We start from the raw sequence: 22,590 nt of genomic DNA on the forward strand, positions 1-22,590 counted from the left end.
GACAGGTCAATCCAGTTGGGCCAGGATGCCGTGACAGGCGGCGACCACCTGGCGTCGACGGCGGACGTGACCGGTGGTCAGCTGTGCCCGGAACGCCCAGTACGCCTCGATGAGCGCCGTGATGCAGAACGCTGCGCCGGCCAACTGCTCACGGCCGGCCCCCGGATGCTCTGTTGCGATGAGAGCGCGGATCTTCGGCAACCACAGTTCGGTCCACAGCCAGTCGAGTTGGGTCTGAATACTCGGGTCGCGAGACGACGCAGCGACGAGATCCAGCCATACCGTGAGGTATTTGGGCTCCGGGTAGGCGCTCTCGTCGAGCATCGCGTGAAGAGCCTCGTCCACCGACCCCACGGCCGCGCGCTCGATCATCACCTCGCCGTAGACACCCACCGCGAAGCTCACATATTGCTCGATGAGCGAGTCCCGGCTAGGGAAATAGTGTCCGACCAGGGTTCGCTTCAATCCGGCGGCCTCGGCGACGCTGGTGGTGGTCAGTGCCGACAGGCCTTCGAGGGCGATGACGTCGGTGACCGCGCCGAAGATCTGCGCGCGCCGCTCGGCCGCCTTGCTCGGCCTGCCCACCTTGTTCACTGCCATTGTCGGCAGTCTATTCGACGCTGCTCTCCTGCGTGGCGGGTCGGACGTCTACTGATCGACCGGTCAGGTTGCGCGCGCATATCGCTGGCGGAGCGTCGACTCCGCGTACTCACGACGGAAGAGCCCACGTCGCTGCAACTCGGGGACCGCGAGGTCGACGAAACGTTCCAGGCCGTCGGGGAAGACATCGATGTTGACGTTGAAACCGTCCGCACCGTGCTCCTCGAACCATTCCTCGAGCGAGTCGGCGACGTCGTGCGGAGAACCGACCAGCGTCCGATGCGCTCCTGCGCCACGGCGGATGATCTCGCCGACCGGCAAGCGCTCGGCGACGTTCAGGTCGTGGAAGGCGGACGCGAACCCGAAACTGTTGGCACCGCTGGTCGGGTCGTCGAACTCCTCCGGGATCGGCTCATCCCAGGACAGTGCGTCGGCGGGGATGCCGACCCGCGCGGCGAACGAGCGCAGTCGCTTGTCGCGCGGGATCAGGTCGTCCAGCGCGTTCTTTCGTGCCCAGGCATCGGCAGTGGTCTCGCCGACGGTGATTTCGACGCCGGGTAGGACGGCGATGTCACCCGGATGGCGCCCGTACGCTTCGGCGCGAGCCTTGAGGTCGGAGTAGTAGCTCTGCGCTCCTGCCAGCGTCAGCTGGGCGTTGAACAACGCGTCGGCATGACGGGCGGCGAGGTCACGTCCCTCGGGTGACCCGCCTGCCTGCACCAGCAGTGGCCGGCCCTGCGCGGTACGGGGCAAGGCCAGCGGGCCGGCGACGGAGAAGTTGTCGCCGGAGTGGGCGGGTGCGGTGATCTGGTCCGGATCGGCGAACACAGCGGACTCGGGGTCGGCGATCAGCGCGTCGTCCGACCAGCTGTCCCACAGGGCACGCACGATGTCGGAGAACTCGGATGCCTGTGCGTACCGCTGCTGTTTGGGCGGCAACGGGTCGGGTCCGAAGTTGAAGGCCGAGCTGGGTTCGCTGGTGGTGACGAGATTCCATCCCGCACGGCCGTTCGATGCATGGTCGAGCGACAGGAAGCTGCGGGCGAGCGTCCACGGTGAGAAGAACGTCGAACTGGCGGTGCCGATCAGGCCGAGTTTCTCGGTCACCGCAGCCACCGAGGTCAAGATGACGACCGGATCGAGTGCCCATGTGGGTCCGGACTGGATGACGCCCTTCGGCAGCGCGAGAGTGTCCGCGAGGAAGATCGCATCGAGCTTGCCGCGCTCGGCGATCCGGCCGATCTCCTGGTAGAGGCCGATGTCGACGAAGCCACGTCGACGACCGGTCGGAGACCGCCATGCGGCCGGGTGCGAGCCCGACGGCAGGATGTTGATGTTCAGGTGCAGCTGTTCGCCGTCGTCGCGCCGACTCATCGCACGACGCCTTCCGTCGACGTCGACAGATCCGGTGTGGTCGCGATGATCCCGATGTCACCGGGTTCCAGACCGCCCAGCGACGGAGGCAGGATGCCGTTCAGCCGGAAGTTGCCGACCTGCTGCAGCCGTTGTCCGGCCGGGTTGTGGGCGCCGATGGTCCGGATGTTGCGCCAATGTCGGTCGAGCACCAGGTCGACACTGGTCGCCGAGGCACCGCCGACATCGAACAGGCGCGTCGCACCTCGCAGTGCGAGGTCGATGACCGGGGACTGTATCGAGTACACCCGGATCAGGCGTTCACCCGCAGCTGCAGATTTCGCGGAATCGTCGATGGTGTTGTCGTGCAGCAGAACCTGCAGCGCGTCGAGCTGACGGGCCTCCTCGAGGACGATCGAGCGCACCGACTGGGCGATGCCGTGCAGCTCGCCGACGACTTCTTGGACGAGAGGGTTGCGTCGCGGCTCGGCGATGGAGCCGACGCCGAATGTCCGCTTGCGCGGCCGCACGTACTCGACGGCGTCGCGTGCGACCGCCGCGCTGATCCCGGCGATCACCGAGAGCAGATAGACCTGCAGGAAGGCGATCTGATGCGAGTGGGCGGGGGTCAGCTCGGAGCCGGCGTCGACATGGTTGCGGTAGGCCACCGGTACGTCGGTGAATCGGGTTGTCCCGCTTCCGGTCAGTGTCTGACCGAAACCGTCCCAGTCGTCGACGATCTCCACACCTGACTCGTGAGCATCGACGATGACGTTGATCTGCTTGCCGGTCTCCACATCCCGGCCGGCGGCGACGATCCAGTCGGCGTAGACACTTCCGGTGGTGTAGTACTTGACGCCGCTCAGGTGGTAGACGCCCTCGCGCAGTTCGAGTCTCGCATCCTGCTCGGGTGCGAGCTTGCGTTCGGAGTACGCAGTGCCGACGAGATCGCCGGCAGCGAGCCGCGCGATGAGATCGGGGTGATGGTCGGGGGCGGCGAGGCGGGAGTCCTCGATGACGTTGAAATGTCCGCGGAGTGCGTGTGCCACGTGTGGGTCGGCAGCGGCGAGGTCGATGACGGCGTCGAGTGCTCGCGGTAGGTCCCAGCCGAAGCCACCCCATTGGCTGGGGAGACGGAGTGTGCCGAAGCCGAGGGCGAAGAGATCACGGATCTGCTGGTGTGGGAGTTCGCGCTTGCGTTCGCGTTCCACGGTTCCTGGCGCGATCTCGCGGAGGTAGTCGGCGAACCCGGCTGCGAATGCTGCCTCGTTGTACGTCATCAGCGGTGTGGCTCTTTCTTGGAGAATCGACATGTGCCTGGTGCGCCGGGATGGTCCGACGCACCAGGCACGTGCGGGAGAACGGTGTTCAGCCGAGCAGCGCGTGCAGATTGCCCGACAGCACGAGATCGCGATCGGACTCCGAGAGTCCTGCTGTCACCAGAGTCGACTCGGCGATCTCACGGGTGCCGTCTGTGTGGAACGGCCAGTCCGAGCCGAGCACGACGCGGTCGGCGCCGAGCACATCCACCTGGTAACGGATCGACGGCGCGTGGAACGACGTCGTGTCGATGTACACGTGCGGGCTGAAACCGAGATCGTCGCGCACCCGGGCGATGGGCTCGTGCGCGAACCACAACGATCCGACGGCGAGCCCGGTGATCACGATTGTGAGCTCCGGGAACGCCTTGACCAGTCCGGAGTTCACCAGGTTCAGCAATGCGAGACCGTTGCGGTACCCACGTCCGAACCCGGCAGCCTGCGGACCGATGCGCTCGCGCAGATCGTCGGCGTCCGGCGTCCACACGGGATGGACGAACACCGGGACGCCGCGGTGTGCGGCCGCCTCGAACGCCGCCCACGTCGGCTTGTCGCCGAGGTACTCGTCGCCGTGGACAGAGTCGATGACGATTCCGCTCAGACCCAGATCGTCGATGGCATGTTCGATCTGGCCGACCGCGTCCTCGGAGAATGCGTCGACCGATGCGAACGCGGCGAGATCGGCGCGTCCCGCAGCAGTCTCACCGAGGAACTCATTGTGCTTGCGCACCTGCGCATCCGAGGTCGGGGCCGTGCCGTAGAGGATCTCCGGCGGGGCGCTGAGCACCCGGGTGACATCGGCGTCGAGCTCGGTCAGCGCCGGGAGGTCGCTGATGAGCTGGTGCCGCTGCGCCTGATCGGTGCCGTCTTGCTCGAACCACCAGGGCGCCACATAGTGCGCGTGTACGTCGAGGAGGCTTGCGGAAGTGCGATCGTCAGACATCCGCGATCACCCCTGACCTGCGACGGCCGACGGCTGCGGGTTGCCCGCGGTCGACTTCGCGTTCGGATCGAGCGGCAGGTACAGCTCGGGGTGGACCAGCGGCTGATCGGTCGGGACATTGCTGATGACGGTCTTGTACTGCTGCCCGTCACCGGTCTTGAGCCACTCCTGGATACGCGGATCCTTGAACGCCCGGTAGAGCTTCACGATGTTCGGATCGGTCCGACGGTCCTCGGCGACGGTCAGGGGCGGGGAGTACGCCCGCGGCAGCGGGACGGTCGTGATCAGTGCTGCCGGGTCGACGCCGTCACCACCGAAGGTGATGTCGAAGTCCTGGTAGACCCGCGGCTGGCTGTTCAACTCGATGGGGGTGAACTGCCAGTTGCGCGGGTTTGAGGTGATGTCGCGCGTCGAGACGAACAGCGGATCGACCGACTTGTCCAGTTCGATGAAGCCGAAACCGGCGATGACGGCCAGCTGCTGCGCCTGCACCGACGGCTCCTGCGGAATGCTGACCTTGGCGCCGTTGGGGATCTGGTCCAGCGACCGGTACTTGCCCGAGTAGACCGGGCCGACCCATGTGTAGACCTCGGCGTCGGTCGCGAAGTTGTGTGTGCCGAGACGCTTGTTGACCTCGGCGGTCCAGTAGCGATGGGCGGTGAAGTGCGCGGCAGTCTTGTGCTCGTCGACGGACCGGTAGACGGTGTCGCCATCGCCGTAACCGACTGCCTCCAAGCTGATGCCGTAGTCGGGCGCGATCTCCTTGTTGACGTACTCGATGATCGCCTTCTGTGCGGGCGTCGAGGTCGCGTAGGCGATCTTCAGGTGGGAGTCGAAGCCCTTGTCGTCGTTGCCCGTCAGGGTGACCCCCAGGACGACAGCGATGATGACGATGACGGCGACCACGCCGCCGATCCACGGCCATTTGGACCGTTTCTGGATGGTGAATCCTCCCGGCGTCGCCGGCTCATTGGTGCTCACTGGGTGTTCCTCTCGTGTGCTGATCTGTGTGGGGTGGCCGGAGTGGCCGTCGGTGATGGCGAGATGCTCATGGTCGGGTCACCCAGCGGGCCAGCCGGTTTCCGACGAATTGGACGACCTGGACGAGGATGATGAGTGACAGGACGGTCGCAAGCATGATGTTGTCGTCGAAGGCTTGGTAGCCATAAGCGAGTGCGAGGTTGCCCAGGCCGCCCGCACCGATGGCGCCCGCGACGGCGGAGAACTCGATCAGTCCGATGACCTGGATGGTCGCGGCACCGACCAACGACGGCAACGACTCCGAGAGCTGAGCGGAGCGCACCGCCTGGAACTTGGAGGCGCCGGCGACGACGCTTGCGCGCACGATCTCGTCCGGGAGTCCGCGCAGTGCGTTCTCGACCAGCCGGGCGAAGTAGGGGATGCCGCCTACCGCCATCGGCACGATGGCCGCCTGGATGCCGACCGACGTACCGACGATGACCCGCGTGAACGGGATCATGAAGGCCATCAGGATCAGGAAGGGCAATGATCGACCGATGTTGACGACGAAATCGAGTACGCCGTAGACCTTCTCGTTGGTGAACAACGCGGAGTCGCGGCCCGACGTGTTGTGTAGCACCACGCCCACGATCAGGCCGACCACCAGGACGATCACCGAGGTGAAGAAGACCATCGCGATGGTTTCCTGGAACGCTGTCCAGAGGATGGCCGGGACCTCGTCCCATGGGGTGTTGAAGTCGTGGCCGGCGGCCACGTTCACGACGGTGCTCATTGGTCACCGTCCCGGATGACGGCGATGCCCTGCGTGGCGAGGTGCACCTTGATGTCGGGGATCTTGGCGTGATCGGAGATACGGATGCGCGCACGACCGAACTGCTCGTCCCGAATCGGCTCGACGAGCGCCTCGATCAGCTCGACCTCGGTGTCGAACCGCACGGTCAGGTCGCTGACCCACGTGCGTGGGACGCGGTCGGAGACGTAGAGGACATCGAGGAGTCCGGCCGGGTCGACGTGCGCCGAGAACGCTTCGGCACCCTGACCCCAGTTGAGCAGCTGCGAACCGACATGCGACGCCGGGTCGCGGAGAAGGGCTGCGGCGGTGTCGTACTCGACGACCTTGCCGTTCTCGAGGTACAGCACCTTGTCGGCGACGGCGCGGACCACGTCCATCTCGTGGGTCACCAGGACGACAGTGAGTTGCAGCTCGTCGCGCAACGCCTTGATGAGGTCGAGAATCGACGCGGTGGTCACCGGGTCGAGGCCGGAGGTGATCTCGTCGGCCAGCAGCACATGCGGATTGAGCGCGAGGGCCCGTGCGATGCCGACGCGTTGCTTCTGCCCGCCCGAGAGCTGACCGGGGTAGAAGTCGGCACGGTCGGCGAGACCGACCCGCTCGACGAGTCGCGCCGTCTGGGCGCGTGCCTCGTTCTTCTCGACGCCCAGGTAGTCCAGCGGCAACGAGACGTTCGCGTTCACGGTGCGCCGTTGGAACAGGGCGGCGGACTGGAAGGCGGTGCCGATCTTGCGCCGGGCATCACGCAGTTGTCGGCGACCGAGAGCGGTGAGGTCTTCACCGTCGAGGTAGATGGCGCCTGTCGACGGCCGTGTCGAGAGGTTGATGAGGTGCAGCAGGGTGCTCTTCCCCGAGCCACTCGGTCCGACGACTGCGAGGATCTCGCCCTTCTCGGCGCTCCACGACAGCGGCTCGAGAACCGTTGCGTCGCCGTACCGTTTGGACACGTTGTCGATCTGTAGGGTCATGAAGCCTTCCTGGGCATCGCCGTTGGAACAGGCGACGCGACGAGCTGGTGGACCGGACGATTCCGGTCGTGGCAGCACGCGCCGCTGATGCGCCCGCCGCCTGCGCAGTGATGTGGACAGCATCGGCCCAGTTGACGGCCAGGTGACCCCGTGGTCGGTCCCCGTCTCGACGCGTCGGAAGCGCGATGGCGCATGATGATCCGCGACTGCAGATCGGTCATTGCCGATGCATGTGCCACAACGGTGACGCCGCTACAGGACCGAGTGCAGGTCGTGATGGAGCGACGGCCTCGCTCACCTTACGGCGGACACCCCGGTGAGTCCCGTTGGGAATCTGCGTGATCCGGAGATTGACGACCTACGCTAGGTCGTCAATCATCCCCCTCTCGTCGGCGGGAACGAGCCTTCGGCTCGGGGACTCCCGTGTGGATGAGGATGTTGCACGGAGTGTCATATTATCCAGCTAGTCGGGCGCTAACCAATGTTCGACTCTCCGTGGTGCTAAATCCCCGACCTGCAGACAAGTGCGCAGAAGCGTTGGCGCGGGGCAGTTGTCGGAGTATGCCCCTCAGGCCTGACTCACTATCCCGGCCCACCACTCGGTGGAGTCCTTGCTCTGCGGCCGGGTGCCGATGGGGCGAGGGAAACCGAAGTAGTAGCCCTGCGCGTAGTCGCAACCGATCCGCGCGACTGCCTGCGCCTGGGCCTTCGTCTCGATGCCCTCGGCGATCACCTGGGTGCCGGTGGCGTGGGCCATCGACACGATGCTGGAGAGGATCGCCTCGGCGCGGTCGTCCTGGTCGAGGGCGTCGACGAAGGCCTTCGCGGTCTTGAGGATGCTGATGGGGAGCCGATAGAGCTCGCTCAACGACGATGCGCCGGTGCCGAAGTCGTCGAGTGCGACGTGGACACCGCGTTCGCGGACCGCGCTCAGTGTCGCCAGCGCCTCGCTGTCGCGGGCATCGAGCGAACTCTCGGTCACCTCGATGCACAGGCGTGAGGGGTCGTCGATGGTGTCGCGGAGCAGGCGGTCCAGCAGTCCGTCGAGTCGGGGGAGGAAGTCCTCTGCGGTCATGCCGCTGCGGGACATGTTCAACGACAACATCGCGTCGTCCGGCCATTCGTTGCTGGCGAGCGCGGTGGCGGCGGTGTCGAAGACGTGCGCACCGATGAGGTCGATGAGGTCGGAGCGTTCGGCGAGGGGGATGAACTCGGCCGGGGGAACCAACCCGAACACGGGATGCCGCCAGCGGAGCAGGGCCTCCATCCCGACGACGCGGTGGCCGATCACGCGCTGCGTGCTGGTCGCGACGATCGGTTGGTAGTCGAGTCGGAAGTGCTCGGGATGCTCGGTCAGCGACATCCGGAGATGTCGCTCGATGCTGCGCCGACGCTCGAGATCGCGACGGTGCCGCACCTCGAACTGCACATAGGACGCGCGCCCGTTGGTGCGCTTGGCCTCGTAGAGCGCGATGTCGGCATCGCGGAGCAGGTCCTCGGGCGTCTGCTGCTGGGCGGCGCTGGTCATCGCGACACCGATGCTGGTGGTCACCCGTTCCCGCCGACCGCCGATGTCGATCGGCTCGCTGACGACCCCGCGGATGTGGCTGATGTGGTCGCCGATCTGCTCGGCGGCCTTGCTCGACAGGGTTGCGGCGATGATGAACTCGTCACCGCCGATCCGGCCGACGACCGACGGTCCGCAGTCGACCATGTCATCGAGTCGTTGCCCGACGATCTTGAGCAGCTCGTCGCCCGCCGCGTGACCGCGGGTGTCGTTGACGGCCTTGAAGCCGTCGAGGTCGAGGTAGTAGACACCGACCCGTTGGTCGGGACCGCTCAGTGCGCGCAGGTGGTTGGACAGCGCGGCGACGAGCCCGGCGCGGTTGAGTAGGCCGGTCAGGAAGTCATGGGTCGCCTCCCACGCCAACCTCGACGCTTCCTGATGGCGGTCGGTGATGTCGACGATCGAGACGAGAGCCGCAGCTTCGTTGGTGTCGTCGTCGATGGGCCGGACGCTGCAGGAGAGCCATCGACGGCCCTGCGGGGTGGCGATGGTGGCGGTGATGTCGTGGATGACGGCCCCGGTGGAGAGGCACGCCTTGATCGGCGAGGTGTCGCCGAGGAAGTCGATCGAGAGTGAATCCGTCGACAGGCCCGGGATCTCCGCGTCCTCGAGGCCCAGCATCGCGGTCGCAGCGGGATTGGCGAGCTCGATGTGCCCGCCGTCGCCGTCGCGGACCACGATCACTGCCTGATGCAGTGCGGCGAGGATGGTGCCGAGGCGTTCGAACAGCGGCCGCCGCGCGGCCTCGGACACGATCAGGTACCCGTCGTCCATCATCGTCACGGCCATCCGCGCGGCGAACTCACGGCCGGTGTCGGCCCTACGGTGGATCTCGTCGACGGTGCCGCCCAAAGCGACTGCACCACTTGGCCGGATCGACGTGCCCATCGCCGATGTCATTGATGTGCCGATGGCCTCTTCGGCGACCAAGCCGTACATCTGCTCGGCCGCCGGATTCCACGACCGGATCCGCTGGTTCATGTCCACGGCGATGACCGCGTCGCTGACGTGGTCGACCAGGGCTGCCTGCGCGCGCAGCGCTGCCTCGGCTTCCTTCTGCGCGGAGATGTCGCGCATGATCACCTGATAAGCGGGTGCGTTGTCCCACTCGGTGCGCACCGAGGTGACTTCCATCAATTTCTCGGTGCCCGCACCGTTGCGCATCAACACGATCTCGGGCTCCGTCGACGCCCCGGGTTCGTCGCCCATCCCGAGTATTCGGTCGACCATTCTGGGCAATTCATCGGGGTGGACGTAGTCGCTGATGGGGACACCGATCATCTGATCGCGTGAATCCACCTCGGCGAATGCCAGTGCCGCGCGATTGACGTAGACCACGATTCCGTCCTGGTGGACCGCGATCGCATCCGGCAGGAGTTCGTTGAGCAGGCGATATCGCTCGGCGATGGACGCATCGGTACCCGGCGTCACCATCGACCCCGCCTCCGGCGCGACGACACGCGAGAACACCAGTGGATCAGCGTCGTGTGTGGTCATCCGATACCTGACTGTTCATCTGTTCCGACTACTTCCGCAGCCCTCCACACACGGTATTCCTCCAGCGCTCCGGAAACTTCTCCGTTGCACGCATCTGAGACCAATTCGACCGTGTATTCGCCATATCGGCGCTGGTCACGGATTGTTTATATCGGATCTCCAACGGCGATCCAAGGATCACAACACACTACAGGAAAGAAGATTATCGATGATGAACAATGCAGGCTCACGGGTGTCCGGTCTCGGTGCTGTCACGGGCTACGGCTGGGGACGCGAGCAGCTTTGGGAGGGTCTCGTCTCCGGTAAGTCGGCAGCCTCGCTGCAGGCCGGGTTCGGCGCGACCGCGAACGACCCGGGTTGGGTCGTGACCATCCCCGAGGGGGGTACGCCGTCGGACGGTCCGACGCGGTTCTCCCGGGCCATGCGTGCGGCCGCGCGCGAGGCCATCGAGGACGCCATGGCGCGCGGTTGGGTGCCCGGTCCGCGGGTCGGTCTCGTCCACGCCTGTGTGCTGGGCGACCTCACGATGTACCCGATGGCGACCCCGGGGCTGGCCGGCGCGTACACCGGAAGGCAGTACCTCGGCGTCACGCCGTCGACGCCGGTGTCGTTGCTGATGACCGAGTACGGATTCCACGGCCCCGCGATGAACGTGTCGGCGATGTGCACCTCGGGCTCCGCGGCGGTGATCACGGCGAAGTCGTGGCTCGACGCCGGGATGGTCGACGACGTCCTGGTCGTCTCCACGGATCTCTCGGCGACCCCGGAGGTGGTCGCGATGTTCGTTCAACTCGGCGTGGCCATCACCGACGACGAGGCGCTCAGTGCGTGCCGGCCGTTCCAGGAGGGCAGCCGGGGGTTCACGTTCGGTGAGGCCGCCGTTGCGATGCTCATGACCAACCGCGAGCACTCGGACGGATATGCGGACGTGCTCGGCGGGGCTATGCGGCACGACGCCTACCACGTCACCTCGGTGGACCCGGAGCTCACACACGTCCGGGGATGCGTCGACGACGCATTGCGGGCGGCCGGCGTCACCGGCGACGACATCCGCTACCTGAACGCGCATGGGCCGGGCACACGTCAGTGCGATGCCGCCGAAGGAGAGATCGCGAAGTCCCTGCTGCCGAACGCCGAGGTGTACTCGGTCAAGCCGCTGGCCGGACACTGCCAGGCGGCAGCGGGTGCAGTCGAGCTGGCTGCCGCGCTGCTGGGCTACGAGCGTGGTGAGATCCCGGCCAGTCCTCAGGTCGCGCCGGCGGTCCTGCCGCAGTTGCTGGACGGTCGGACCACGGCGGTCGAGGGGCTGACCCTCAAGTCGTCGCTGGGGATGGGTGGACACAACGCGGCCCTGGTCCTGGCGCCAAAGTCCTAAAGCGGGATGGAAGCGTGCCGGCGAGGCGGTGACGAAAGGGGGAACAACCTCCTCGCCGATCCCAGCAGTCGGAGGAGTGTGACGGTTCGGTGCTCGAACAGTGCCGAACATCCGGGGGATCGACCATCGCGGCGGCGTGACGGCGATGTCGATCCGTACCGGGTGCGCTGGCGTTGTGAGCTGACGTCAGCGCACCCGGACCCCTCGGATCGCCTCGATGAGAATCAGCGAGGACGTGTGGTGGAGTCGTCGGCAGCAGGGCGCGAAGCATCGTGCATCTGCCCCGTCGTCGAGGGTCGATGCGCAGGGGCGGTGGACGTGTCCGTGTGCACCAGCATCGGCACGGCCATGGCGAGGATGGCTGCGGTCTGTGCCAGGAGCAGTCCGATCACCACGCGGACACGGGACGCGCGCAGCGCTGTCCGCGGAGTGTGCGCGGTCGGTCGGTCCGGCAATGCAGAGGGAAGTACCTTCGAGCCCGAAAAGCCGTGGCGCCAGCGGATCTCGTCGATCAGCGGCGCATCGGACGGCTGGAGTCGACAGCTGGCCGGGTCGAATGAACGCATCGTGGCACGCGGGGATGATCGAACGGCGCTTCGCATCGGGCTCCCGTCGCGGTTGGGCGATTGCGCAGCCCCGAACACGCAGGTGGGAGCACCTGGAGTTGGGCTGCGGTCAACCGCCGGCGAAGGGATCGAGCCTGCGGGAAACGCTTCCGACCTGGTCGGGAGCGCTGCCCGGCGATCGTAGCCACAGCTGTGGTCGCCTGGCAACATTCGCGACATCACGTCGGGTGGCGCTGTGTATTCCTCAGGTGTGACGAGCACGCAGTCGGCTGTGGCGGCGGTCGGCGGGTGGACCGACGGCGCGGCGTGTGCGAGTGCCCGACGATTCAGTCGTGGTCGGCGTGGGGTCCGATCAATTGTGGTGAACCACATCGTTGTCCGGAGCGGAGATCTCGTCTGCTTCGAGTGGCCGGGCAGTGATCATGCCGCCGCCCGAAGCGCCCGGCATATCCGGGGTGAGGACGAACTCTGCCCAGATCCAGGGACTCTCACCAAAGCGGACCCGCGCCCGGTACCGGACTCTGTCCAGTCCCTTGAGCAGCAGTGCCTGCTGGGCCTCGATGATCCGCGGCGTGTCGTCGGAGTGGAACTCCTCGTTGTGCGTCAACCACAGATCCAGTGGCCCCGGCGGATGTCGGAGCCACTCGGTGATGATCCCGGTGGCGAAATCGATGCGGCCGATGCCCATCTCGCGATCGTCGAGGTTCGCCACCAGGCGGGCGGTCTGGCGATCGAAGCCGCCCGCCTGCTGGCCGGGTTGGACATCGCTCACGTCGTGCACGACACCGCGTGCCACCAGCTTCCCGCTGACGGTGTCGCGCACCGCGCGGATCGTCATGAAGCACCGATTGCGTGCGTCGGGATCGTCGTCGCGTTTGACCACGAGATAGGACGAGAAGGTGTCGCCGTCCTGCGCGCCTTCGGTGGAGATCTCGATGATGAACTGCCCGAGGTCGCCCTCGCGCTCGAAGTCGGTGAAGTACTGGAAGACCTCATGGCTCACCCGGACGTCCTGGGCGTCGGCGATGCCGAGGATCTCTCGCTCGATGGTCGGACCGTGGTGGGTGAGTCGGGTGTCGGCGTGCCACTCGAAGGCGCCCACTCGGCGCGGTGCCGGCGGTTGGACGCCCTCGGGCGCGATCCAGACCTGTACCGCGTGAACGACACCGAACGGCCCGACGACCGGAATTCCGGTGATGGTCGTGGGTGCGGACTCCCGATCGATGGTGACGCGGTCGGTGGTCGGCTCACCACTGGATCGCGCCGCGTCGATGACAGAGCGGAGCACGCCGATGGCTGCTCCGTTACCGCGGAAGTACTCCCGGCGACAACTGTTCAGTGACGCGAACGACGCGGGGCGACCTTTGCGGAAGGTGATGACCGGTTCTCCGTTGCCCGTGGTCTCGACGAGCATCCAGGTGTCGGTCATGGGGGCGTCTCCTTCTGTCGGGCGGGCGGCTCGACCGGGGCATCGGTCGCGACGGTGCGGTGTCGTGGGCGGGCGAGCTGCTTCGACTCGGCAACCAATGCGTCGAACTGTGTCCGGTCGTGGGAGCAGAAGACCCGGAGGTCGGGGCGGGCAGCAGCATCGCGGAGAGCTGAATGGTTCGGGTTCAGGGCCGAGGCGTTCCACGCCAGCATGCGTTCGGCGCGCTGCGCGGTGCGTTCGTCTCGGCGGGCGCGCTCGGGCCGCAACACCGACCCGTGCATGAATGCGTCCCCGGCGTGGATGAGCCAGCCGCGATCCGGGTCGTGTACCGCGACCATCGCGTGGCCTGCGGTGTGACCGGGCATCGGGATGAGGTAAAGGTTCTCGCCCTGGTCGAGGGGATACGCACGGAACCCGACGATGGTCGCCGTCGGCTCGGCGGTGTGGGCCTGGACACGACCGTCGATCGCGCCGATGTGGACGGGCCGGTACCGAGATCGCTCGCGCAGGCTCGGCCGCCGGCGGGCGGCGTCGAGTTCGGTGCCGGTGACATGAACCGTGGCGGTGGGGAAGTCGGCGGCGCCGCCGATGTGGTCGTAATCCAGGTGGGTTGCGACGATCATCGACACGTCCGTCTCGGCGATCCCGAGAGCGTGCAGCTGAACGGCTGCCGGCTCGTCGGCACTCAGGACCGGCCGGACGCCCTTGGCTCCGAGACCGAGACGTCGGTACGGGTGTGCAACGTCGTCGCGGCCGAGGCCGACATCGACGAGGACGACGCCGTGTTCGTACTCGCAGAGCAACACGTGGGAGACGAACTCCGGCATGCGGAAGGGACGGAACGTCCCACAGTTGAGGTGGCGGACTCGGCGGATGGTTCCCAGCGACGGCGACACGTGGTTCCTTTGGACGAGGGACGGGATGCGGCCGCCCGACGCCCGGATGGAGCGCCGATCGTGCCGGTCATCCAGCGCCGACTGGTGCATCGAGGCTCTGGGAACTCCAGCGACCCTAACATCGGTCGAGAGCCGCCCGACCAGTACCGATGCCCTCTCGTGGACGCAACCGTGAACCGCACCGACCGCACCGACCGCGCCGACCGGAGTTGCCGGGCGTGCGGCGTGCGGACCGAGGCGATCGTCGAGAGAGCTCATCGTCTGTCAGACGCCCCGGAGGCCCAGCCGGTTCCCGACGGTCAGGCGGTCGCCGGCTCGGCGCTGGGGGTGACGTGCTTCTCGACGTACTCGCCGAGTGCGTCGAATGCGGTGTGCGCGGCTTCCGACCAGGGCATCAGGATCGGATAGACGTGGAACATGCCCGGTTCCTCGATCGCCTGGACCTCCACCCCGCCCTTCTCGAGCGCGGCGGTGAACTCACGGATGCCGTCGCGGAACATCTCATCACTGCCGCATGTCACGAACGTCGGCGGGAACCATGCCGGACCGAGGTCGGCGTACACGATCGACACCCGCTCGTCATCGGGTTGTACGCCGTGCAGGTACGGCGTGACCGGGACGTTCCACGGCAGGATGTCGGTAGCGGCGTTGTCGGTGATCGACGGATGGTCGAGATCCAGATCGATCTCGGGCGAGAAGAGCGCCACGGCAGCGGGTTTGGGGATCTCGTGGTCGCGCAGGTACGCCATCAGCGATGCGGCGAGACCGCCGCCGCCGGAGTCGCCGGCGACGATCAGGTGAGCGGGATCGACACCGCGCGCGAGGAGTTCACGGTAGACGTCGGCCGCGTCGTGAACCGGTGCGGGGAAGGGGAACTCGGGAGCCATGCGGTAGTCGGCGATGAAGATCTCGCAACCCGTCCGCTCCACGATGGTGGACGCGAACGCCGCGTACATGATCGGTGACGTGCCGATGTAACCGCCGCCGTGCAGGTAGAGAATCGTGCCGGTGATCTTCTCGCCGCCCTGACAGGCGTCCTTGGCGCGGCACCAGATGCCGGGGACGCCGGCCAGTTCGTCGTGGGTGAGGTCGACGTCGTCGATGCGCTCGACGAACGGCGGGATGACCACCTTGCAGATGTCGTCGAGGATCTTCTCGAGCGAGCGGAACTCGTCGATGGGCAGCGACATCGAATATCCCATGAAGCTGCGCACTGCTTGCCGGGTCACCGACTGGCCCAGGTTGTCGAGGATTCCGCTCGGACCACTGAACGGCCTGGTGAACGGAACGCGCGCGAGACCGGTGAGCATGGTGCTCGCGAGGCCGGCGACCGCCAGGGTCGTCACGGGCGTCGATGCGGTCTTCACCTCGGGTCGGTCAGCCATCACCATGGTGTTCAGGGTAGTGCCGAGCGTGGCGGTGAGGAGACGGGCGGGGAGCAGAGGGCCGGGTTGGGGGGCAGGTGCGGCGACTCCGGGCACTCCGGAGGTCGAGTCGGCCCCACGGTCGTGGTCGATGACTAGGTTTGAGGGGCGATGTATCGGGGATTCGTCAGGTCGGCCTGATGGAGAGGGATGTACACGTGACGACAACCGGCAGCCCGTTCGCCGCCGACTATCAACCGGACCCGCGTCGATGGAAGGCGCTCGCGGTCTGCCTGGTGGTCGGGTTCATGACGCTCCTCGACGTCTCCATCGTCAATGTCGCCCTACCCTCCATCGAGCAGGGACTCGGCGCATCGTCGGCGGACCTGTCGTGGATCGTGTCGGGCTACGCACTCACCTTCGGTCTGGTCCTGGTGCCGTCGGGGCGCGTCGGCGACGCGCGCGGACGGAAGACGACCTTCCTGGTGGGCCTCACGCTCTTCGTGGTGGCATCGGCAGCGTGCGGATTCGCCACCGGTCCGGGCATGTTGGTGATCTCACGGCTGATCCAGGGAGTCGCGGGCGGAATCCTCAGCCCGCAGGTGTCGGGATTGATCCAGTTGCTCTTCCGCGGGGCCGAGCGGGGCAGGGCGTTCGGCATGTTCGCCGCCACCATCGGGATCTCGACAGCGGTCGGTCCGCTACTGGGCGGCATCCTCATCCAGCTCGGTGGTGCCGAACATGGTTGGCGCTGGGTGTTCTTCGTCAACGTGCCCATCGGGATCGTCGCCTTCGTGGCCGCGACGAAACTGATCCCGGCGCGTCCGGCGGAGTCGAAGCAGCCGCTACGGGCATCGTCCTTCGATCCGCTCGGCGTGGTCCTGCTCGGCGCCGGTGTCGTGACGCTGATGCTGCCGCTCGTCCAGGAACGCCAGTGGGAGGGATCGGGCAAGTGGCTGTTGCTGGTCGTCGCCGCGATCCTGTTGGCAGCGTTCTGGTTCTGGGAGCGTCGACAAGCTCGTCGCGGGCACCAGCAACTCGTCGACCTCTCGCTGTTCTCGCTCCGCTCGTACTCGCTGGGCTGCGTGATCGCGCTCGTCTATTTCGCCGGGTTCACCACGGTCTTCTTCATCTACACGCTGTACGTGCAACAGGGACTGGGCTATTCGGCGCTGATGGCCGGTCTCGCGGTCACGCCGTTCGCACTCGGCTCGGCGGTGTCGGCAAAGATCGGCGGCAACATCGTCGAGAGGGTCGGTCGCAAACTCGTCATCATCGGACTGGTGCTCGTCGTCGTCGGCATGGTCGGGACCGTCGTCGCGTCGCTGCTCGTGCCTGGTCAGAACGTCGGGTTCGCCGCGGCGTTCCCACTCCTGATCGCCGGCATCGGCTCCGGACTGACCATCTCGCCGAACCTCACCCTGAGCCTCGACGAGGTACCGGTCACCAAGGCGGGAATCGCCGGTGGCGTGCTGCAGACCGGTCAGCGGATCGGCTCGGCGGCCGGTATCGCGCTGGTCGGGGCGGTGTTCTTCGCGCAGGTCGCCGGCACGAAGGGCGACTGGGCGCGGGCGTTCCAGCTCGGCTTGTCGACCGCGGCGGTATTGGTGCTCGTCGCCCTGGCGGTCGGACTGGCCGACCACGTCGCGAGCCGCCGCGAACAGCAGCGGGCCTCGGCGTAGGGAACACGTCGTTCTTCCGCCCCGAACTCGTTCTTCCGCCAACTGCAGGCGGCGGAAGAAGAAGTTCGGGGCGGAAGAATCGGCTTCCGAGAGCGGGTATCAGGGACGACGCCGCGGGGTCAATCGCTCGAGTTGGGTCACATGCTGCGGACCGAGTTCGTCCAGTGCGGCAACGCCCAGTAGCCGCATCGTGCGAGCGATCTGTTCGGACAGGATCGCGATCGCGCGGTCGACGCCCTTCTCACCGCCGGCCATCAGGCCGTAGAGGTACGCCCGGCCGACCAGCGTGAATCGGGCGCCGAGGGCCACCGCCGCGACGATGTCGGCCCCCGACATGATGCCGGTGTCGAGGATGATCTCGGTGTCGGCGCCCACCTCGCGCGCGACGTCGGGCAGCAGATGGAACGGGATCGGGGCGCGGTCGAGCTGACGCCCTCCATGGTTCGACAACACGATCCCGTCCGCGCCGAGGTCGGTGACAGCCCGCGCGTCATCGAGCGTCTGGATGCCTTTGACCACGAGCTTTCCCGGCCACTGGCTCTTGATCCAGGCGAGGTCGTCGAAGGTGACGGTCGGGTCGAACATCGTGTCCAGCAGTTCGGCGACGGTCCCCGACCATCGGTCGAGCGAAGCGAAGGCGAGCGGTTCGGTGGTGAGGAAGTCGATCCACCAGCGCGGCCGGGGGATCGCGTTGACAACGGTCCTTGCCGTCAGCGCCGGCGGGATCGACATGCCGTTGCGCTTGTCGCGTAGGCGTGCACCGGCGACCGGGACATCGACCGTCACCAATAGCGTGTCGAATCCGGCGGTTGCTGCACGATCGACCAGCGCCATCGAGCGTTCGCGGTCCTTCCACATGTACAGCTGGAACCAGTTGCGTCCGTGAGGGTTCGCCGCCTTCACGTCCTCGATGGACGCGGTACCCATCGTCGACAACGAGAACGGGATGCCTGCGCGGGCAGCAGCTCGGGCGCCTGCGTACTCGCCCTCGGTCTGCATCATCCGGGTGAAGCCGGTGGGGGCGATACCGAATGGCAGTTCTGAGCGTCCGCCGAGGATCGTGCACGAGGTGTCGACCTTGGAGACGTCACGCAGGATCGCCGGATGGAACTCGATATCGGCGAAGGCCTGGCACGCACGCGCGATCGAGAGCTCGGCCTCGGCTGAACCGTCCGTGTAGTCGAATGCGGCCTTCGGTGTCCGGCGCTTGGCGATGGCCCGCAGGTCGTCGATGGTGAGGGCCGCGTCGAGCCGCCGCATCGTGGCATCGAACTGCGGTTTCTTGAACTGCATCAGCGGTGCGAGGTCGCGTGGCCGGGGAACTCGGCGTTGCATGGCTTCCTTCCTGCCGACGTCCAACGGCGTGCTGCCGCGACCGGTCGTGAGGGGGCCGGCCTGTCGTCGGGCGTTCTCCGATGTCCAGGATTCCGTCTGCGAACCTCGAGCGCACGCTTCTCGCCGTGCTATTAATAGAGTGTGCAATCCACTAAAGCGCACCTGCTGATCGACGACCACCGTCGGCTCGCGGTGCTCGAAGAGCGAGGTCCGCGGACGACGACAGCCCGGCTGCTCATCGACGATGACGAGGTGGGGCAGGTCAGCGGCACGATGTGGGACACCAAGACCATCGAGCTGGAGCGGGAGAAGGTGCGGATCCGGTTCGGGCGGCGGCGCGAGGTCACTCGCGCCGAGCTGATGCAGGGAGCCGATGATGTCGTCGGCGGAGTGTGGTTCGAACCGCCGGCCGGGACGTCGGCGCACCGGCTCTGGCGGCTCCGGGAGGAACATCCGGGCGCATACGCGGCGCGACGTGTGGTCACCAGCGTGGTCGGGGCGGTCGCGGCCGTGTTCGGAATCGGCGCCCTGGTGAAAGCAGTCGTGGAACGGCTCGTCCCGGCCATCGATCTGCCGGCCATCGACATGCCGAGCGTCGACCTGCCGGACTGGATGCGCTACCTCAACCCGGGCTATTGGCTGCGCGCGCCGATCGAGATGGTCGGGTCTTGGATACCGAACGTCGATCTCGCGTTGCCCTCGTGGACGGGCATCGCAGTCCCGGTGGTCATCTCGATCGCACTCGCCTACGCCGAGGCGCGTCGTCAGCGCGCACGCCGGGAGCGGCAACAGAGCACGCCGGACTCGGACCGCGACGTGGCCGGAGGCGACGATGAGAACCGTTGACCCGATCAGACACGCGCAGCGGCGCGATGCGATCCTCGACGCTGCGGCAACGGCGTTCGCCACGAAGGGCTTCGACCCGACGACGGTGAAGGACATCTGTGCCGCTGCCGGGATCGGCTCGGGCACCCTGTTCCACTACTTCGCCGACAAACGGGCCATCCTGCACGCCATCATCGGCCGCGATGCCGATCGGCAGACCGTGGCTCTGGGCGGGATCGACCGTTCCGATCCGACGCAGTTGCTCTGGGACACCGTCGATCTCCTCACCGCCGACCTAACGGACCCGTTCGCCGGCGGAATGGTTGCCTGCCTTCTCCCGCAATTGATGGTCGACGAGCAGCTCGCGAGTCGCATGCTGGCGATGGATGCGGAGACCGGCACGGTGCTCGCCGATGCGATCCGGCGGCTCGACACCGATGTGGATCCGCAGGTCGGCGCCACCTGGATCGGGCAGTTCGTCGACGGCCTCTACCTGCGATGCGGTGATGACGGATTCGACGTCGACCGCGAACTGTCGATGCTGCGCCTGGTCATCGAGCGTTTCCTCGGACTGGCGAGATGACCTCGCCCAGCGGACCGTCGGCCGGGCAGCGCCGGACGACGGCAGACGGCAGACTGCGCGATCAGCGCGAGGCTCGACCGGAGGTCATCGACTCGCCGACGCCTCGGACGTCGACCGTCCGCGCACGAGAGCAGCAGCCACGATCAGTGCGACGGACAGACAGCCCGCCACGACGAAGGCGAGATGGATGCCGTCGCCCGCGGCCGACAGCGGATCTGCTCCGTCATCGACGGCCGATTGCGTACCCCGGGTCATCAGCGTGATGAACAGCGCGGTGCCCGCGGCCCCGGCGACCTGCTGGATGGTGCTCACCGTTGCGCTCCCGTGCGAGTAGAGCTCGGGGCGGAGCGAACCCAGCGCTGAGGTCATCAACGGTGTGAGGCCGAATGCGATGCCGGCGCTGAGGATCACGTGTGCGGCGATGACCATACCGATCGACGATGCCGCGTCGAGCGTGGTGAGCAGCCACGTGCCCGCGCTCACGGCAACGGTTCCGGGGAGCACGAGCGGGCGGGCGCCGAACTTGTCGAAGAGCGCACCGACGAACGGTGCCAACAGTCCCATGGTGAGGCCACCCGGCAGGAGGACCAGGCCGGTGGTGAGCACGTCCTCACCCATCACGTTCTGCAGGTACATCGGCAGCAGGATGAGAGCGCCGAACAGCGTGAGCATGAATCCGGCCATCAGGATGATCGCGAGGCGGAACGGTCCGACGGCGAATGTACGGAGGTCGAGGAGCGCAGTGCCGGAGTCGGCGAGCGCGAGTTGGCGCAGGACGAACAGTCCGAGCGCGATCACGCCGACCACCAGTGGAATCCACGGCGGCACCGGCGCGTGACCGCTCGCCGATTCGCCGATGCTGCTCAGTCCGTAGACCAGGCCTCCGAAGCCCAACGCCGACAACGGCACCGACAGCACGTCGAGACGTGCGGGGCGGCGTTCGGTGACATTGCGGACGAAGATGCCACCGAGGATCAGCGCGCCGATCGCGATGGGCAGCACGATCCAGAACATCGCGCGCCAGCTGAGGGACTGGAGGATGAGACCGGAGACGGTCGGACCGATGGCCGGCGCGACGGCGATCACGATCGAGACGAGTCCCATGGTGCGACCGCGGTTCTGCTCGGGAACCACGTTGAGGATGGTCGTCATCAGCAACGGGACCATCAGCGCAGTGCCCGACGCCTGAACCACTCGGGCGACGATCAGCAGCTCGAATCCCGGTGCGAGAGCTGCGACGAGTGTGCCGACGGTGAACAGGGTCATCGCCGCGATGAAGATCGCCCGCAGGGTGAACCGCTGCATGAGGAAACCGGTGATCGGGATGACGATGGCCATCGTCAGCAGAAAGCCGCTGGTCAGCCACTGGGCGGTAGCTGCACTGATCGCGAGGTCGGTCATGAGCGTCGGCAGCGCGACGCTCAGGATCGTCTCGTTGAGGATCACCACGAACGCGGCGACCAAGAGCACCCCGATGAGCAGGACGGCGCTGCGGTCTCGGACGGGGGCCTGCGCCGTGCCGGTGTCGGCGAGGGTTGGGTTCTGGGTCACGTTCGTCGTCGTCTCTGATCGTCGGGCCTGGTACTCCCGCGACGATAGCGAAACATGACAGTGACTGCCACTTTGGCAGCGCATGCCTAGAACGACATGACGCGCTAGTCTCGCCCCATGCCAGGCTCACCCGACGGTGGCGGCGGCCTCCGTGCCCGCCGTCGCGACGCGACACGGATGGACATCCACGAGGCCGCGGTGGACCTGTTCGAGCGCAACGGCTTCGACGCCACCACGGTCGACGAGGTGGCGGCCGCCGCCGGGGTCTCGCCGCGGACCTTCTTCCGGCACTTCGGGACCAAGGAGGAGTGCGTCCTCTACGACCGCTACGGATTCGACCGCGCCCTCGAGAACCGTTTGAGCGAGCTCGATCCCGACGAGTTCACGCTCGCGGACATCGAGGCCGTGTATCGATCGGTGATGATCGGGTTCGGTGACGAGGATCGCAGCGATGATGTGTCGCCGCACTTCCTGCGCGTCCGCAAATTGGTGTTGGCGACGCCGTCGCTGAGCCGTGCGGCACTGGGCCGTTATGCCGACGAGTCGCGGCGTCTGCCCGAGGCGCTCGGGGGTCGGAGTGTGCGCCGGACGCGTGCGCAGATCCGGATGATCCTGGAGGTCGCGAACCTCGGGGTGCAGTGCGCCTTCGAGGAGTGGGTGGAGGTCAACGAGGCCGACGGCACCGGTCGATCACTCGTCGACGTCTACGACGCGGTGTGTGAGCGTCTGCGGGGACTCTGACCTGCCGAGATCGGCTTCTTCGGTGCGCAGCCGGCCGACGACCGTCTGGTGCCGATCCGCGAGGACGGGATCATCGGCCGGACGGATCTGCTCTCTGACGACTGAGGGAGCGCGAGATGCGACCGCAGACAGGGGAAGTCCCCGCACCCGCCGCGAGGTCGGCGGTGGTGGGCAGGTGCGGGGACGTTTCTGTGCGTGGCAACGGCCACGCGAGTACTGCGC

The 22,590-nt window shown here is 66.8% G+C and carries 19 protein-coding genes; 5 read left to right on the plus strand and 14 right to left on the minus strand.

The features are described 5' to 3' along the window. Nucleotides 1-6: 6 nt before the first annotated feature. The 8 genes from GS4_RS15270 to GS4_RS15305 form a co-directional block, all read right to left on the minus strand. Entirely contained in the window at nucleotides 7-600 is a 594-nt protein-coding gene (locus tag GS4_RS15270) for a TetR/AcrR family transcriptional regulator (RefSeq protein ID WP_007622082.1), read from the minus strand. Nucleotides 601-663: 63 nt separating this feature from the next. After that, nucleotides 664-1,974: an NtaA/DmoA family FMN-dependent monooxygenase gene (locus GS4_RS15275; protein WP_007622084.1), complete on the minus strand. Its 1,311-nt coding sequence runs from the start codon at nucleotides 1,972-1,974 to the stop codon at nucleotides 664-666. Then, nucleotides 1,971-3,233, minus strand: a complete 1,263-nt coding sequence (locus GS4_RS15280; RefSeq protein ID WP_007622086.1) for an acyl-CoA dehydrogenase family protein — start codon at nucleotides 3,231-3,233, stop codon at nucleotides 1,971-1,973. The genes GS4_RS15275 and GS4_RS15280 overlap by 4 nt, the downstream gene beginning before the upstream one ends. Nucleotides 3,234-3,321: 88 nt before the next feature. Further along, entirely contained in the window at nucleotides 3,322-4,215 is an 894-nt protein-coding gene (locus tag GS4_RS15285) for an amidohydrolase family protein (RefSeq protein ID WP_007622087.1), read from the minus strand. A 6-nt stretch (nucleotides 4,216-4,221) separates the two neighbouring features. Next, the gene (locus tag GS4_RS15290; protein ID WP_007622089.1) at nucleotides 4,222-5,196 is read right to left on the minus strand and encodes a MetQ/NlpA family ABC transporter substrate-binding protein; all 975 of its coding nucleotides are present in this window, start codon (nucleotides 5,194-5,196) and stop codon (nucleotides 4,222-4,224) included. Nucleotides 5,197-5,263: 67 nt separating this feature from the next. Continuing rightward, entirely contained in the window at nucleotides 5,264-5,968 is a 705-nt protein-coding gene (locus GS4_RS15295) for a methionine ABC transporter permease (RefSeq protein WP_007622090.1), read from the minus strand. Continuing rightward, nucleotides 5,965-6,957 (minus strand): methionine ABC transporter ATP-binding protein, encoded by a 993-nt coding sequence (locus tag GS4_RS15300; RefSeq protein WP_007622091.1) that lies wholly within the window; start codon nucleotides 6,955-6,957, stop codon nucleotides 5,965-5,967. Before GS4_RS15300 ends, GS4_RS15295 begins: the two co-directional genes overlap by 4 nt. Before the next feature lie 568 nt (nucleotides 6,958-7,525). Continuing rightward, nucleotides 7,526-10,021, minus strand: a complete 2,496-nt coding sequence (locus tag GS4_RS15305) for a sensor domain-containing protein (protein ID WP_007622092.1) — start codon at nucleotides 10,019-10,021, stop codon at nucleotides 7,526-7,528. Nucleotides 10,022-10,229: 208 nt separating this feature from the next. Here GS4_RS15305 and GS4_RS15310 point away from each other — a divergent pair, with 208 nt between their 5' ends. After that, nucleotides 10,230-11,396 carry a beta-ketoacyl synthase N-terminal-like domain-containing protein gene (locus GS4_RS15310; RefSeq protein ID WP_007622093.1) on the plus strand — a complete coding sequence of 389 codons (1,167 nt, stop codon included), beginning with the start codon at nucleotides 10,230-10,232 and terminating at the stop codon, nucleotides 11,394-11,396. Nucleotides 11,397-11,620: 224 nt separating this feature from the next. On the opposite strand, the gene GS4_RS15315 is transcribed toward GS4_RS15310, so the two are convergent. The 4 genes from GS4_RS15315 to GS4_RS15330 form a co-directional block, all read right to left on the minus strand. After that, nucleotides 11,621-11,962 carry a hypothetical protein gene (locus GS4_RS15315; RefSeq protein ID WP_007622094.1) on the minus strand — a complete coding sequence of 114 codons (342 nt, stop codon included), beginning with the start codon at nucleotides 11,960-11,962 and terminating at the stop codon, nucleotides 11,621-11,623. Nucleotides 11,963-12,314: 352 nt separating this feature from the next. Then, entirely contained in the window at nucleotides 12,315-13,391 is a 1,077-nt protein-coding gene (locus GS4_RS15320) for a GAF domain-containing protein (RefSeq protein ID WP_007622096.1), read from the minus strand. Then, nucleotides 13,388-14,287, minus strand: a complete 900-nt coding sequence (locus GS4_RS15325; RefSeq protein WP_007622098.1) for an MBL fold metallo-hydrolase — start codon at nucleotides 14,285-14,287, stop codon at nucleotides 13,388-13,390. The genes GS4_RS15320 and GS4_RS15325 overlap by 4 nt, the downstream gene beginning before the upstream one ends. Nucleotides 14,288-14,586: 299 nt before the next feature. Beyond that, a complete protein-coding gene (locus GS4_RS15330) occupies nucleotides 14,587-15,678 on the minus strand; it encodes an alpha/beta hydrolase (protein ID WP_040510720.1) in 1,092 nt (363 codons plus the stop codon). A gap of 191 nt (nucleotides 15,679-15,869) precedes the next feature. Between GS4_RS15330 and GS4_RS15335 the strand changes: the two genes are divergently transcribed. After that, nucleotides 15,870-17,333, plus strand: coding sequence for an MFS transporter (locus tag GS4_RS15335; RefSeq protein ID WP_007622102.1), 1,464 nt, complete (start codon nucleotides 15,870-15,872; stop codon nucleotides 17,331-17,333). Between the two features lie 99 nt (nucleotides 17,334-17,432). Here GS4_RS15335 and GS4_RS15340 read toward each other — a convergent pair whose 3' ends face one another. Next, nucleotides 17,433-18,668 carry an alpha-hydroxy acid oxidase gene (locus GS4_RS15340; RefSeq protein ID WP_007622105.1) on the minus strand — a complete coding sequence of 412 codons (1,236 nt, stop codon included), beginning with the start codon at nucleotides 18,666-18,668 and terminating at the stop codon, nucleotides 17,433-17,435. Nucleotides 18,669-18,809: 141 nt separating this feature from the next. Here GS4_RS15340 and GS4_RS15345 point away from each other — a divergent pair, with 141 nt between their 5' ends. Further along, a complete protein-coding gene (locus GS4_RS15345) occupies nucleotides 18,810-19,514 on the plus strand; it encodes a hypothetical protein (RefSeq protein WP_007622106.1) in 705 nt (234 codons plus the stop codon). After that, a complete protein-coding gene (locus GS4_RS15350; protein ID WP_007622107.1) occupies nucleotides 19,501-20,076 on the plus strand; it encodes a TetR/AcrR family transcriptional regulator in 576 nt (191 codons plus the stop codon). Before GS4_RS15345 ends, GS4_RS15350 begins: the two co-directional genes overlap by 14 nt. A gap of 84 nt (nucleotides 20,077-20,160) precedes the next feature. Here GS4_RS15350 and GS4_RS15355 read toward each other — a convergent pair whose 3' ends face one another. Continuing rightward, nucleotides 20,161-21,627 carry an MDR family MFS transporter gene (locus GS4_RS15355; RefSeq protein ID WP_007622108.1) on the minus strand — a complete coding sequence of 489 codons (1,467 nt, stop codon included), beginning with the start codon at nucleotides 21,625-21,627 and terminating at the stop codon, nucleotides 20,161-20,163. Nucleotides 21,628-21,744: 117 nt separating this feature from the next. On the opposite strand from GS4_RS15355, the gene GS4_RS15360 reads away from it, so the two are divergent. Beyond that, entirely contained in the window at nucleotides 21,745-22,368 is a 624-nt protein-coding gene (locus GS4_RS15360; protein WP_007622118.1) for a TetR family transcriptional regulator, read from the plus strand. Nucleotides 22,369-22,590 lie beyond the last annotated feature (222 nt).

The organism is Gordonia soli NBRC 108243, assembly GCF_000334455.1.
Taxonomy (GTDB): Bacteria; Actinomycetota; Actinomycetes; order Mycobacteriales; family Mycobacteriaceae; genus Gordonia; species Gordonia soli.

What these genes read in the sequence shown, in the direction of transcription:
- GS4_RS15295 (WP_007622090.1), bottom strand. Translation starts at nt 5,968, where the DNA reads ATGAGCACCGTCGTGAACGTGGCCGCCGGCCACGACTTCAACACCCCA.
- GS4_RS15330 (WP_040510720.1), bottom strand. Translation starts at nt 15,678, where the DNA reads ATGGTGATGGCTGACCGACCCGAGGTGAAGACCGCATCGACGCCCGTG.
- GS4_RS15350 (WP_007622107.1), top strand. Translation starts at nt 19,501, where the DNA reads ATGAGAACCGTTGACCCGATCAGACACGCGCAGCGGCGCGATGCGATC.
- GS4_RS15275 (WP_007622084.1), bottom strand. Translation starts at nt 1,974, where the DNA reads ATGAGTCGGCGCGACGACGGCGAACAGCTGCACCTGAACATCAACATC.
- GS4_RS15360 (WP_007622118.1), top strand. Translation starts at nt 21,745, where the DNA reads ATGCCAGGCTCACCCGACGGTGGCGGCGGCCTCCGTGCCCGCCGTCGC.
- GS4_RS15285 (WP_007622087.1), bottom strand. Translation starts at nt 4,215, where the DNA reads ATGTCTGACGATCGCACTTCCGCAAGCCTCCTCGACGTACACGCGCAC.
- GS4_RS15300 (WP_007622091.1), bottom strand. Translation starts at nt 6,957, where the DNA reads ATGACCCTACAGATCGACAACGTGTCCAAACGGTACGGCGACGCAACG.
- GS4_RS15270 (WP_007622082.1), bottom strand. Translation starts at nt 600, where the DNA reads ATGGCAGTGAACAAGGTGGGCAGGCCGAGCAAGGCGGCCGAGCGGCGC.
- GS4_RS15340 (WP_007622105.1), bottom strand. Translation starts at nt 18,668, where the DNA reads ATGCAACGCCGAGTTCCCCGGCCACGCGACCTCGCACCGCTGATGCAG.
- GS4_RS15315 (WP_007622094.1), bottom strand. Translation starts at nt 11,962, where the DNA reads ATGCGTTCATTCGACCCGGCCAGCTGTCGACTCCAGCCGTCCGATGCG.
- GS4_RS15280 (WP_007622086.1), bottom strand. Translation starts at nt 3,233, where the DNA reads ATGACGTACAACGAGGCAGCATTCGCAGCCGGGTTCGCCGACTACCTC.
- GS4_RS15305 (WP_007622092.1), bottom strand. Translation starts at nt 10,021, where the DNA reads ATGACCACACACGACGCTGATCCACTGGTGTTCTCGCGTGTCGTCGCG.
- GS4_RS15320 (WP_007622096.1), bottom strand. Translation starts at nt 13,391, where the DNA reads ATGACCGACACCTGGATGCTCGTCGAGACCACGGGCAACGGAGAACCG.
- GS4_RS15310 (WP_007622093.1), top strand. Translation starts at nt 10,230, where the DNA reads ATGATGAACAATGCAGGCTCACGGGTGTCCGGTCTCGGTGCTGTCACG.